Raw genomic sequence first — 13,484 nt, 5'->3', positions numbered from 1 at the left:
CCCGGCCCGGGGCGGCCCCACCGCCGCGGGGCCCGCCTCCCGTGCACGGGCCCGCCGGAGGCGCGGGTCCCGGCCCGGCCGGGGCGGCGGGTTCGCGGCCCGTGCGGTGCGTGTGGGTTCACGCGCGTGCGGGCGTCAGGGGTCCATCGGCCCGCGCCCCGCGTAGCGGTGCCCGGCCCGCGCGGTGCGTGCCGGTCCACGGCCCGGACGGTGCGTGCGGGTTCACCGGACGGTGCGTGCGGGCACGGGCCCGTGCGGTGCGTGCGGGTTCACGCGCGTGCGGGCGTGAGGGGGGTTCATCGGCCCGCGCGGCCGGCGGGCTCATGCCGTTGCGGTGTCCCGGCCGCCGTCCCCGCCGGACCTGCTCCCGTCCCCGTCCGGCCGGCCGTCGTTCCCGCCGCCGGTATCCGCCGCCGCGTCCGCGCCGACCTCCGTACCGACGTGCGTACGGGCGTCCGTACCGACGTGCGCTCCCACGTCCGCACCGTCGTCCGTACCGACGTGCGCACCGGCCTCCGTATCCGCCCCGGGACCCGTACCCGCGTGCGCCGGGTCCGGGGGAGCGCCGGGCCGCCCCGACAGGTGGACCTCCGCCGCACCCGCCCCCTCCAGCTCCAGCAGCAGCACCTCGTTGCGGCCCTCCCGCAGCACCGGGCCGGGCACGTACAGGGTCCGCTGCGGACCCACCGACCGGTACCGCCCCAGACAGAACCCGTTGACCCAGGCGAACCCCGCGTCCAGCCGGGCAGCCGCAGCCCCGCGTCACCGGGCCGCGACACCTCGAACCACCCCGGTACAGCCCCTCCCGGCCTCCTCCGGCACCCCGGCCAGGGCTCGAACGGCAGCCCGGCCACCGCGTCCGCCCGTCGAGCGCCGCCGGGCGCAACGCCCGCGCCCGCACCCCGTGCAGTACTGCCGCTCGTGCAGCACCCCACCGGTGATGCCCTTCGGCTCGCCCAGCCGCGGACCGTAGTTCACCCGCCCCAGCGACTCCACCCACAACTCCACCACCGCCGGCCCCGCCACCCCTCCAGCACCGGCTCGGTCTCCGTCAGCACCCCGCGCCGCTCGCCGTCCACGTACACCACCGCCCGGTCGCGCAGCCCGCGCACCCGCAGCGGGTACCGGCCGCGCGGCCCGGGCACCTCCAGCCGGTACCGGACCACCCCCCGGTCCACGTCCAGCTCCTCGAACGTGGGCGGCACCGGCGCCGCCACCTCGGCGTCCCCCAGCGCGGCCAGCACCCCGGGCAGCGGCACCCACTGCGACAGCCGCGCCGTCACCGGCCGGCCGAGCACCGGCGGCGGCGCGGGGACCTCGGGCGGCGGACCGTCCCCGAACCGGGCCAGCACCTCCCGGAAGCGCCGGAACAGCTCCGTCGGCCACCCCCACTCGTCCACCGGCGCCCGGTAGTCGTAGGAGGTCACCGTCGGCAGCAGCGCGCCCGTGTGGTCGGCGCCGGAACGGTTCGCCCCCGCCCAGCCGCCGAAACTCGTCCCGCCGTGCGCCATGTACAGGTTGACCGACGCCCCGCACTCCAGGACCTCCGCCAGCTCCGCCGCGGTCTCCGCGGGGTCCCGCGCCACCGGCTCCGCACCCCAGTGGTCGAACCAGCCGCACCAGAACTCCATGCACATCAGCGGACCGGACGGCCGGTGCCGGCGCAGCGCCGCGAACGCCTCCCGCGCCCCGGAGCCGAAGTTCACCGTGGCCGGCACGCCCGGCAGCGAACCGCCGGTGAGCATGTGGTCCTCCGGCCCGTCCGAGGTGAACAGCGGCACCGACACCCCCAGCCGCCGCAACAGCCCCGCCAGCCACCGCAGATACCCCTGGTCCGAACCGTAGGAGCCGTACTCGTTCTCCACCTGCACCATGAGCACCGGGCCGCCGTCCGGGGCCGAGACCTGCCGCGGCACCACCTGCTCCAGCAGCGGCCCGAACCAGCGCTCCACCGCCGCCAGGTACTCCGGGTCACCGGTCCGCACCCGGTTCCCCAGCGCCCCGGTCAGCCAGTGCGGCAGCCCGCCGTTCTCCCACTCGGCGCAGATGTACGGGCCCGGCCGCACGATCGCCCACAGTCCCGCCGCCCGCACCGCGTCCAGGAACCGGCCCACCGCGCCGACGTCCTCCCACCGGTCCGGCCGCGGCTGGTGCAGGTTCCACGGCACATAGGTCTCCACGCAGTTCAGACCCATCGCCCGGACCATCGCCAGCCGGTGGGCCCAGTACGCCTCCGGCACCCGGAAGTAGTGCACCGCGCCCGACAGCAGCCGCACCGGCCGCCCGTCCAGCTCGAAGTGCTCCTCGCCCACCACGAATTCCGGCACCGCACCGCCCCCCTGATCGACCGCCTGACGCGCGCCCACCCTCGCCCCCTGGCGGCCGGCCGGTCCATGGACAAAGATCGCCGCAGGCTTGGACCCGCCGGGGCCCGCGCCCGCCCGGGCGGCGGCCACCGGCACACCGGGACGGACGGGAGCGCCGATGTATCACACCTGGATGCGGTACTTCACCCCCCGGCCCGTCCACCACCGGCTCGGCCTGGTCTGCCTCGGCGTGGGCCTCCAGCACGGCGCCCTGCCGCCCGTCGGCCCCCGCACCCTGGACCACCACGTCGCGGTGGTCATCAGCGCCGGCGGCGGCTGGTACCGCGGCCCCGACGACCGCCGGCACACCGTCACCGCCCCGCCCTGCTCTGGCTCACCCCGGCACCCGCCACCACTACGCCCCCGACCCCGGCTGGGACGAGGCGTTCGTGGACTTCACCGGTCCGGCCACCGCCGGCTACACCGAACTCGGCTACATCGACCCCGGCCACCCCCTCGTCCCGCTCACCGACACCGCCGCCGCGCGCACCGCCATCCGCCGCATCGCCCGCGCCGCCCGCCCGGGCAACCCCTACCTGGAGGTGGAGACCGCCGCCGCCGTCCACGAACTCCTCGTCGCCCTGCGCCGCGCCCGGGCCGACACCGGCGGCGACGGTCACCCCGTGCTCCGGGCCCTCGCCCGCGACGCCTTCCTGCCGCTGACCGTCGCCGAACACGCCGCCCGGCACGGCATGACCCCGGCCGAACTGCGCGCCGTGGTCCGCCGCGCCACCGGCCGCGGCCCCAAGGAGCACCTGCTGGACCTCCGTCTCGCCCGGGCCAAGGACCTGCTGGCCGGCACCGAACTGCCGGTCGCCGCGGTCGCCCGCCGGGTCGGCTACGACGACCCCGCCTACTTCAGCCGGCTCTTCGCGCGCCGGGTCGGCACCGCCCCCGTCCGTTACCGCGAACAGCAGGCGCGGACCGTACCCGGCGGCTTCACCGACCGGGTGCCCGACCCGCACCGGCCACCGCTCGTGGCACCCGCCGCCCCGGGCCCGGACCGCCCGGCCACCGCTCCCGGACCGGCCGGCGGCGCCCGTACCGCCCCGGGTCCTTCCGGAATGCAGACGGACCCACCGGCGGGCGGCCCGGTCACTTAGGGTCCCCCTATGACGAACAGCGAACCCGACGCGTCCGTACAGGCCGAACTCGAACGGCTCCGCGCCAGCATCGACAACATCGACGCCGCCGTCGTCCACATGCTCGCCGAACGCTTCAAGTGCACCCAGCAGGTCGGCCACCTCAAGGCCGCGCACCGGCTGCCGCCCGCCGACCCCGCCCGCGAGGCCCGCCAGATCGCGCGCCTGAGGCACCTGGCGGAGAGCGCCCGGCTCGACCCCGCCTTCGCCGAGAAACTGCTCAACTTCATCATCGCCGAGGTCATCCGGCACCACGAGACGATCGCGGACGGCACCACCGCCAACGGCACCACCGGCAACGGCACCACCGGCAACGGCACCACCGCCAGCGGCGCCACCGGCCACCCGACCGGGTGAAACCGCGGGCTGCCCCTGTTCACCCCCGCCCGGCAGCCGCTACCACTGGGACATCCCGACCCCGTACGGAGGACGGCATGGCCCGCACCCGCATCACCTCCGCCCTCGCCGCCGCGGCCGCCACGGCCGCGGCGGTGGCCGGCACCGCCCCGCCGGCCGCCGCCGCACCCGGCGACACCGTCACCACCACCGTGCCCGAGGCTCTCGGCAGGCTGCAGGTCGCCGCCGAGGACCGCACCGGCTACAGCCGCGGCAAGTTCCCGCACTGGACCGACGAGGACCAGGACGGCTGCGACACCCGTGAGGACGTCCTGGTGGAAGAGGCCGTCACCCCGCCGACCGTGGACGCCCGCTGCACCACTGTCGTCGGCGGCGCCTGGCACTCCTACTACGACAAGAAGGACCACACCGGCGCCGGCGGCCTCGGCATCGACCACACCGTGCCGCTCGGCGAGGCATGGGGCTCCGGTGCCTCCCGCTGGTCGGAGGAGGAGCGCCGCCGGTTCGCCAACGACCGCGACGACCCGCGCGTGCTCAACGCCGTCTCCGCCACCGAGATCCGCCTCAAGGCCGGCCGCGACCCCGCCCGGTGGGAACCCAGCGACGACAGCGCCGACTGCCGCTACATCGCCGAGTGGGTGGTGGTCAAATCCCGCTACCGCCTCTCCGCGGACCGCGCGGAGGCGGCGGCCCTGGAGAACATGGCCGCCGAGTGCCCCGACGAGGCAATGGAGATCACCTACACCACCGCCCGCTGACGCCCGTGCGCCGCACGGGCCAGGGCCCCACCGCCCCTGGGGCCCCACCGCCCGGGCCCCACGGCCCGGAGCCCGTGCCCCGCACGTCCGGCCGCCCGCGGACCCGGCCGGTGCCGTCCACCCCGCCGTTCGAACCCCGGGACCGGAGCGGCCGCACCCCGGCGGAACGCCCCGGGCGCCCCGCGCGGCGGACACCGGCCCGCCCCCCACCGGTACCGCCCCACCGGCCGCGGCGCTCCTCGCGGCGGGAACCGGACCGGCCCCTGCCTCCGGATAGCCGGCGCGGCTCGCGCCCGTACCCACCACGGCACGCCCGCACGGCCGCCCGGCCCCCACGACCGGCACCCCGGTACCCACCACGGCACGCCGCGCGCACCGCCGCCGCCCCCCGCGACCGGCGCCCCGGTCCACCCCTGACCACGCACCGCCCCCGCCCCGGCCACCGGCCGCGACGGACGGAACCCCCCGCCCGCCGGCCGCCCCTGCACCCCACCCGGACGGCCCCCGCACGGCGGCCCCCGGCACCCCGTGCGGCACCCGCGCACCGTACGGCAGCATGACCACATGCCCGTCCTCACACGCGCCGAAGCGCAGACCCGAGCCCGCCTCGTCGACGTCCACCGCTACCTCATCGACCTCGACCTCACCCGCGGCCCGGAGCGGTTCCGCTCCACCACCACCCTCCGCTTCAGCACCCGCCACCCCGGCGCGGACACCTTCGTGGAACTCCGCGCCGCAGCCCTCCACCGCGCCACCCTCGACGGCCAGGACCTCGACCCGGCCCTGTACACCGGCGACCGCCTCCCGCTCACCGGCCTGACCGCCGGCGACCACGAACTGCGCGTCGAGGCCGACATGGCCTACTCGCACACCGGCGAGGGCATGCACCGCTTCACCGACCCTGCCGACGGCGAGACCTACCTCTACACCATGTGCTGCATGGCCGACGCCGACCGGGTGTTCGCCGCCTTCGACCAGCCCGACCTCAAAGCCGTCTTCGAGGTCACCGTCACCGCGCCGCCCGAGTGGACCGTCCTCGGCAACGGCATCGCCCGGCGCACCGGCGACCCCGCCGCCGGCCGCTGGCACCTCGCCCCCACCCCACCCATCAGCACCTACCTGATGGCCGTCGCCGCCGGCCCCTACCACTCCGTCCACGCCGAACACCGCGGGCTCCCCCTCGGCCTGCACGTCCGCCGCTCCCTCGCCCCCCACCTCGACACCGACGCCGAGGAACTCCTCGACATCACCCGGCGCTGCTTCGACCGCTACCACGAGATCTTCGACGAGCCGTACCCCTTCGACTCCTACGACCAGGCCTTCGTCCCCGAGTTCAACTCCGGCGCCATGGAGAACCCCGGCCTGGTCACCTTCCGCGACGAGTTCATCCACCGCTCCGCCGCCACCGACGCCCAGCGCCAGACCCGGGCCATGGTCATCGCCCACGAGATGGCCCACATGTGGTTCGGCGACCTGGTCACCATGCGCTGGTGGGACGACATCTGGCTCAACGAGTCCTTCGCCGAGTACATGGGCTTCCAGATCCTCACCGAGGCCACCCACCACACCGGCACCTGGGCCGACTTCGGCATCCGCCGCAAGAGCTGGGGCTACGACGCCGACCAGCGCCCCTCCACCCACCCCGTCGCACCCGACCCCGACGGCGTCCCCGACACCGCCTCCGCCCGCCTCAACTTCGACGGCATCTCCTACGCCAAGGGCGCCTCCGCCCTCCGCCAGCTCGTCGCCTGGCTCGGCGAGAAGAACTTCCTCGCCGGCATCAACGACCACTTCGCCCGCCACCGCTTCGGCAACGCCACCCTCGCCGACTTCCTCGACTCCCTGGCCCGCGCCTCCGGCCGCGACGTCCACGCCTGGGCCGGACAGTGGCTGCGCACCACCGGTGTGGACACCCTCACCCCCCACGTCACCACCGACGACCGGGGATGGACCCTCCACCTCGACCACCGGGGCAGCCGCCCCACCGCATCGCCATCGGCCTGTACGACCGGGACCCCGACGCCCCCGGCCGCCTCCGCCTCCGCGACCGCCCCGAAGCCGACCTCCCCCGCCGGCGACGGACTCACCCTCACCCACCCCGGCCGCCGCCCCGACCTCGTCCTCCTCAACGACCACGACCTCAGCTACGCCAAGATCCGCCTCGACCCCACCTCCTGGGACACCGCCACCACCGCCCTGTCCGGCCTGCCCGACGCCCTCACCCGCGCCGTCATCTGGAACGCCGCCCGCGACCTGGTCCGCGACGGCCTCCTCGACCCCGCCACCTACCTCGACACCGCCCGCGCCCACCTGCCGCTGGAGACCGACACCCCGGTCGCCGAAGGCGTCCTCACCTTCGCCCGCCACCACATCGCCGACCGCTACCTGCCCGACCACGCCCGACCCGCCGCCCTCGCCACCCTGCTCGACACCTGCGACGCACTGCTGGCCCGCACCACCGACGGCACCGCCCCCGGCCTGCGCCTCACCGCCCTGCGCACCCGCATCGACTGCACCACCGACACCGCCGAACTCCACGACTGGCTCACCCACGACACCGTCCCCGACGGCCCCGCCCTCGACCCCGAACTCCGCTGGCGCATCCACCTCCGGCTCGCCGTCCTCGGCGCCCTCACCCCCCGCCGCCATCGACGCCGAACTCCACCGCGACCCCAGCGCCACCGGCCAGAAGGCGCCGCCCGCTGCCGCGCCGCCCTCCCCGACCCCGACGCCAAGGAAACCGCCTGGACCGCCCTCTTCACCGACGACCACCTCTCCGCCTACCTGCTCACCGCCACCGCCGACGGCTTCTGGCAGCCCGAACAGCACCAGCTCCTGCGGCCCTACATCACCCGCTGGTTCCCCGCCGCCGTCGCCCTCGCCGAACGGCGCGGCCCCGCCGTCGCCGAAGCCGTCGGCCGCCACGGCTTCCCGCTCACCGACCCCGAGACCCTGCGCCTGGGCGAGGAAACCCTCCACGGCACCGGGCCCACCCCCGCGCTGCGCCGCCGCCTCGCCGACGAACTCGACGACACCCGGCGCGCCCTGCGGGTCCGCGACACCCACACCCCCACCCACTAGACCGGCCCCGCCCCGCCACCCGCCGGCACCGACGCGTCCGGGCCGGCCCCCACGGGGACCGGCCCGGAACACCACCACCGGCACCACACGGCACCGGCACACACACCCTCGCGGCTCAGCCGCGGTCGCGGGCGAACTCCTCCAGCGACTCACCGACGATCTTGCCCGCCAGCCGGGTCGCCAGCGCGTCGATCTCCTGGTTCAGCGAAGCCTCCGCCAGCGCCCGGTCCGCGTCGATCTGCGTCCGCGCCGCCGTCAGCATCTCCTCACGCTGCCGCTGACCCTCCGCCCGCAGCTCCGCCAGCAGCTGCGCACCCTGCTCCGCCGACTCCTGACGCAGCCGCGCCGCCTCGTGCCGGGCCTCCCCGAGCAGCTCCTGGTACTCCGCGTGGGTACGCTCCGCGGCCGCACGGATCTCCTCCGCACGGTGCTGACCCCCCTCGATCGCCTTCTCCCGCTCACGCAGCACCTTCGCGATCCGGGGCAGCAGCACACCCGACAGGACGGCGAAGACGATACCGAAGGCGATGAACGCCACCACCAGGTCCGCCAGCTCCGGCTTGAGCGGACCGATCTCCAAGGACAGTTCCATCCCCCCAGCCTACGGGGCCCACCCGCACCCACCCGCCACCGCGCCCCCCCGGTCCCACGTACGGGTGGACTCCCGGCCGCCACCGGCACCCCACCGCCACCCGGCCAGTAGCGTGAGGCGGCCCCGGCGAAGCGCTCCCGCTCCCACCCCGCCGCCCGGCCCCGCCCCGGCCCCGCGCCGGCACCCCGACACCCGGCACCCGGCCGGCACCGCCCGGCCCCGCCCGGCCTCCGACACCGTGGAAGGCACCCGCCGATGACCAGCGACCACCCACCCACCCCCCGACGCGCCCCTCGACCTCGCCGGCATCGGCATCGGCCCCTTCAACCTCTCCTCGCCGCCCTCGCCCACGCCCTCCCCGGCCTGCGCACCGCCTTCTACGAACAACGCCCCGCCTTCCACTGGCACCCCGGCCAGCTCATCCCCGGCACCACCCTCCAGGTCCCCTTCCTCGCCGACCTCGTCACCCTCGCCGACCCCACCAGCCCCTGGTCCTTCCTCAACTACCTGCGCACCGGCGAACGCCTCTTCCCCTTCTACGTCGCCGAGCGCTTCCACATCGAACGCGCCGAATTCGACGCCTACTGCCGCTGGGTCAGCCACCAGCTCCCCACCCTCCACTTCGGCCACCGCGTCGACGCCGTCCGCTGGAACCCCCCACCACGCCCTGTTCGAACTCGACCACACCCGCCCCGGCACCGACGGCCGCCCCGGCACCACCGGCCGCGCCCTCCCGCCACCTCGTCCTCGGCATCGGCAGCGCCCCGCACGTCCCCGCCCCGCTGCGCCCCCTCGCCGACGCGCCCGACACCCCCGTCCTGCACTCCGCCGACTACCTCGGCCACCGCCCCCGGCTGCTCACCGCCGGCCACGTCACCGTGGTCGGCTCCGGCCAGTCCGGCGCCGAGATCTTCCTCGACCTGCTCCGCCACCGCCCGCACGGCGCCGAACGCCTCCACTGGGTCGCCCGCACCCCCGCCTTCGCCCCCATGGAGTACAGCAAGCTCGGCCTGGAACAGTTCACCCCCGACCACACCCGCTACTTCCACGCCCTGCCCCAGCCCGTACGCGACCACCTGCTGCCCCGCCAGTGGCAGCTGTACAAGGGCATCGACCACGAGACCATCGACGCCATCCACGACGAGCTGTACCGGCGGACCCTCGACGGCGGCTGGCCCGACACCGTCCTCACCCCCGGCGTCACCGTCCGCACCGCCACCCGCACCCCCGCCGGCCGTATCGAGCTCCACCTCGAACACCGCCACCAGGGCAGCCGCAGCCGCCTCACCACCGACGCCGTGGTCCTCGCCACCGGCTACCGGGAACGCGGCGTGGACACCCTCCTCGCCGCCCTCGCCCCCCACATCCACCGCGACACCCGCCGCCGCCCCCTCATCGACGAACACCACCGGCTCGTCCTCGACCCCGCCGTCTCCGGCTCCATCTACGTCAGAACGCCGAACGCCACACCCACGGGGTGGGCGCCCCCGACCTGGGCCTCGCCGCCTGGCGCAGCGCCGTCATCCTCAACTCGCTCACCGGCACCACCGCGTTCCCGCTGCCGGCCCGCACCGCCTTCACCACCTTCGGACTCGTCCCGCCCCCAGCCCGCCGGGCGGCCCAGCCGGCGGGACCGGCGCGACCGGCTCGCCCGCCCCCGGCCACCCCCGCCGCGCCACCGCCGACCCCGCGCCCCGGGCCTGACCCGGCCGCGCCCTGCCGCCGCCGTGCCCCGCCGGCCGGAGAGCCTGCCGCCGCCCCGGCGGCCTCGGTGGCCGGCCGGTCCCACCGCGCCGGCCCGCGCCCGGTCGCCGCGCCGGCCCGGTGACGGCGGGCACCCCGCCAGGGCCGGCGCCACCTCCGTGACCGGTTCCCACCCCGCCGGCCGGCACCAGCGCCCCGGAGACCACCCCGCCGAGCCGGCCGCCGCGGCCTGTCCGGCCCGGGTCCGGGGACGTCCGGCCCGGACCGGGGGAGACCGGTCCGGTGCGGGACGGCATCCGGACGCCGTAACCGGGCCATCCTTGACCCATGGCCAAAGAGACACTTCGCGTCGCCGCATACGCCGTCATCATCGATTCCGGCCGCATCCTGCTCGCCCGCCTGAACGGCACCGAGGGCAGACGCTGGACCCTCCCCGGAGGCGGCATCGAGCACGGCGAGGACCCGTACCACGCCGTCATACGCGAAGTCGCCGAGGAGACCGGCTACCGGGTCGCCGTCGACGAACTCCTCGGCATCGACTCCCACCGCCGCCCCTCCGCCTACCGCCGCGCCCGCCCCCGCACCGACTTCCACGCCGTGCGGGTGCTGTACACCGCGCACATCACCGGGGGCGAACTCCGCCACGAGACCGGCGGCTCCACCGACCGCGCCGCCTGGTTCGACCTGCGCCGCGTCCCCGGCCTGACCCGCGTCTCGGTGATCGACGCCGCCCTCGCCCTGCACACCGCCCGGCCCGCCGACGGGCACACCGTGCCCACCACCTGACCGCGCCCGCGCCCGCCCGCCCCGGCCGGCGCCGGCACGGCATCCCGTCCGCCGCGCACGGCCCGCCCGCACCGCCCGCCGCGCACCGCCCGCGACCCGCCCCCGGACCGTCCATCGCCCGACCGCGGGCCACCCACCACCCGTCCCCCCGGCCCCCGGCCACCTCCGTCAGCACCCACGACCACCCACGAGGAGCACCCCCGATGGAACACCCCGGCGCCACCCCGCCCGGCCCGTACGGCACCCCCGCCACCCCGCTGGTCACCGTCCGCGGCGAGGCGCACCACGAGGTCGATCCCGAGACCGCCGCCATCGAGATCACCGTCACCGCCCGCGGCACCGACCGGCGCGCCACCCTCGCCGACCTCACCACCCGCAACCAGCGGGTCCTCGACCTCGTCCGCGGCTACGGCGAGGCGGTGGAGAAGACGGAGACCGGCGCCCTCGCCATCACCCCGCGGCTGACCGCCAAGGGCCGCCACGAACGCGTCGGCTCCTACCACGGCACGGTCCGCACCACCGCCACCCTCGCCGACTTCACCGCCCTCGGAGAACTCACCACCCGCCTCGCCGACCTCGACCTCACCACCGTCGCCGGCCCCTGGTGGGCCCTGCGCCCGGACTCCCCGGCCCACCGCGACGCCCGCCGCCGGGCCGTCCACGACGCCGTGCGGCGCGCCCGGGAGTACGCCGAGGCGCTCGGCGCCCGCCTCGTCGCCCTGCTGGAACTCGCCGACCACGACACGGACCTCCCCGGCCCGTTCCCCCGGGCCGGCACCATGCGCGCCGCCCGGTTCGGCGCACCCGAGCCCGAAGCCCCCGCCGCCCTGGACCTGGAACCCCAGCGCCAGACCGTCCACGCGCAGGTCACCGCCCGCTTCACCCTCACCCCGCCCACCCTGTGAGCCGCCCGGCGGGCCCGCCCCGGGGGCACCGGCGGAGCACCGCCCCGGGCCGCCCCGCGGACCCGCGCCCGGCGGGCCCACCGGACCGCCCCGGACGGGTCCGGACGGGTCCGCGGGCACGGTGAAAGCGCTCATCGGAGCGGCCCCGTGCACGTTTCATTAGTTGTCAACGGCCTTTCACCGAAAGGCCGTTGGGCGGTCGCGGGGACATCCGTCTCTACCAGCCGGTAGGTCGTAGGGTCGCACCATGCGCCGAGCAAAAATCGTCTGCACCCTGGGACCGGCCACCGACTCGTACGAGCAGATCAAAGCGCTCGTGGAAGCCGGTATGGACGTCGCCCGCCTCAACCTCAGCCATGGCACCTACGCCGAACACGAGGAGCGCTACCGACGGGTGCGCAAAGCCTCCGCCGAGACCGGCCGCAGCATCGGCATCCTCGCCGACCTTCAAGGCCCGAAGATCCGTCTCGGCCGGTTCCGGGAAGGCCCCGTACTCCTTGAACGCGGCGACGAGTTCACCATCACCGTGGAGAAAGTGGAGGGCGATCAGCACCGCTGCGGCACCACCTACCACGGCCTCGCCGCCGACGTCTCCAAGGGCGAACGCATCCTCGTCGACGACGGCCGGGTCACCCTGGAGGTGGTCGGCGTGGACGGGCCCCGCGTCAACACCATCGTCATCGAGGGCGGCATGGTCTCCGACCACAAGGGCCTGAACCTCCCCGGGGTCGCCGTCTCCGTCCCCGCCCTCTCCGACAAGGACGTCGAGGACCTCCGCTGGGCCCTGCGCACCGGAGCCGACGTCATCGCCCTGTCCTTCGTCCGCAACGCCGACGACATCATCGACGTGCACCGCGTGATGGACGAGGAGTGCCGCCGGGTCCCGGTCATCGCCAAGATCGAGAAGCCGCAGGCCGTCGAGAACCTCGAAGCCATCGTCGACGCCTTCGACGGCATCATGGTCGCGCGCGGCGACCTCGGCGTCGAAATGCCGTTGGAACAGGTCCCCGTCGTCCAGAAGCGGGCCGTCAAACTCGCCAAGCGGAACGCCAAACCGGTCATCGTCGCCACCCAGATGCTCGACTCGATGATCGACAACTCCCGGCCCACCCGCGCCGAGGCGTCCGACGTCGCCAACGCCGTCATCGACGGCACCGACGCGGTGATGCTCTCCGGCGAGACCAGCGTCGGCACCTACCCCGTGGAGACCGTCAAGACCATGGGGCGCATCGTCGCCGCCGCCGAGCAGGACATCCTCGCCAAGGGTCTGCCCCCGCTCACCGAGCGCAGCAAGCCCCGCACCCAGGCCGGTGCCGTCGCCCGCGCCGCGGCCGAGATCGGCGACTTCCTCGGCGCCAAGTTCCTCGTCGCCTTCACCCAGAGCGGCGACACCGTGCGGCGCCTCTCGCGCTACCGCTCACCCATCCCGCTGCTCGCCTTCACCCCCGAGCCGGCCACCCGCTCCCAGCTCAACCTCACCTGGGGCGTCGAGACCTTCCTCGGGCCGAAGGTGGACACCACCGACGAGATGGTCCGCCAGGTGGACGAGGAACTGCTGCGCATCGGCCGCTGCCGCAAGGGCGACACCGTGGTCATCACCGCAGGCTCCCCGCCCGGGGTCCCCGGCTCCACCAACCTGGTCCGGGTCCACCACATCGGCGACGCCGACGCCACCCTCTGACCCGCACGCTCCCCGCCCCGCAAGCCCCCGCGCCGTCCAGCGGGGGCTTCAGTGCTCCCCGGGGCCCGCGGCGCCACCGGCCCGCGAGCCGGCCGGTACCCCGGGCCGACCA

At 75.8% G+C, this 13,484-nt stretch carries 7 protein-coding genes and 3 pseudogenes; 8 read left to right on the top strand and 2 right to left on the bottom strand.

All coding sequences use genetic code 11. The annotated features are described in order from the left end of the window. Positions 1 to 558: 558 nt before the first annotated feature. Positions 559 to 2,327, bottom strand: a pseudogene (locus IHE55_RS05850) (glycoside hydrolase family 35 protein); the annotation flags it as partial. 157 nt (positions 2,328 to 2,484) lie between these two features. On the opposite strand from IHE55_RS05850, the pseudogene IHE55_RS05845 reads away from it, so the two are divergent. The 4 genes and pseudogenes from IHE55_RS05845 to pepN form a co-directional block, all read left to right on the top strand. After that, positions 2,485 to 3,349 (top strand): annotated as a pseudogene (locus tag IHE55_RS05845) (helix-turn-helix transcriptional regulator); the annotation flags it as partial. A gap of 129 nt (positions 3,350 to 3,478) precedes the next feature. After that, a complete protein-coding gene (locus tag IHE55_RS05840; RefSeq protein ID WP_197988054.1) occupies positions 3,479 to 3,865 on the top strand; it encodes a chorismate mutase in 387 nt (128 codons plus the stop codon). 77 nt (positions 3,866 to 3,942) lie between these two features. Beyond that, positions 3,943 to 4,623, top strand: coding sequence for an HNH endonuclease family protein (locus IHE55_RS05835; protein ID WP_197988053.1), 681 nt, complete (start codon positions 3,943 to 3,945; stop codon positions 4,621 to 4,623). 564 nt (positions 4,624 to 5,187) lie between these two features. Further along, complete coding sequence (gene pepN / locus IHE55_RS05830) at positions 5,188 to 7,704, top strand: aminopeptidase N (protein WP_232265464.1); 2,517 nt, start codon at positions 5,188 to 5,190, stop codon at positions 7,702 to 7,704. 115 nt (positions 7,705 to 7,819) lie between these two features. On the opposite strand, the gene IHE55_RS05825 is transcribed toward pepN, so the two are convergent. Then, a complete protein-coding gene (locus tag IHE55_RS05825) occupies positions 7,820 to 8,296 on the bottom strand; it encodes a F0F1 ATP synthase subunit B family protein (protein WP_197988052.1) in 477 nt (158 codons plus the stop codon). A gap of 307 nt (positions 8,297 to 8,603) precedes the next feature. On the opposite strand from IHE55_RS05825, the pseudogene IHE55_RS05820 reads away from it, so the two are divergent. The 4 genes and pseudogenes from IHE55_RS05820 to pyk all read left to right on the top strand — a co-directional run. After that, positions 8,604 to 9,920: pseudogene (locus tag IHE55_RS05820) on the top strand (lysine N(6)-hydroxylase/L-ornithine N(5)-oxygenase family protein); the annotation flags it as partial. Between the two features lie 407 nt (positions 9,921 to 10,327). After that, positions 10,328 to 10,786 (top strand): NUDIX hydrolase, encoded by a 459-nt coding sequence (locus IHE55_RS05815; protein ID WP_197988051.1) that lies wholly within the window; start codon positions 10,328 to 10,330, stop codon positions 10,784 to 10,786. A 203-nt stretch (positions 10,787 to 10,989) separates the two neighbouring features. Beyond that, positions 10,990 to 11,691: an SIMPL domain-containing protein gene (locus IHE55_RS05810; protein ID WP_197988050.1), complete on the top strand. Its 702-nt coding sequence runs from the start codon at positions 10,990 to 10,992 to the stop codon at positions 11,689 to 11,691. A 247-nt stretch (positions 11,692 to 11,938) separates the two neighbouring features. Continuing rightward, on the top strand, positions 11,939 to 13,372 hold the full coding sequence (gene pyk / locus IHE55_RS05805; protein WP_197988049.1) for a pyruvate kinase: 1,434 nt from the start codon (positions 11,939 to 11,941) through the stop codon (positions 13,370 to 13,372). The last annotated feature ends 112 nt before the right edge of the window (positions 13,373 to 13,484 follow it).

The sequence above is a fragment of the Streptomyces pactum genome, from assembly GCF_016031615.1.
Classification (GTDB): Bacteria; Actinomycetota; Actinomycetes; order Streptomycetales; family Streptomycetaceae; genus Streptomyces; species Streptomyces pactus.
Note: the sequence above shows the minus strand (reverse complement) of the source record. Positions and strands in the feature narration are given on the sequence as shown.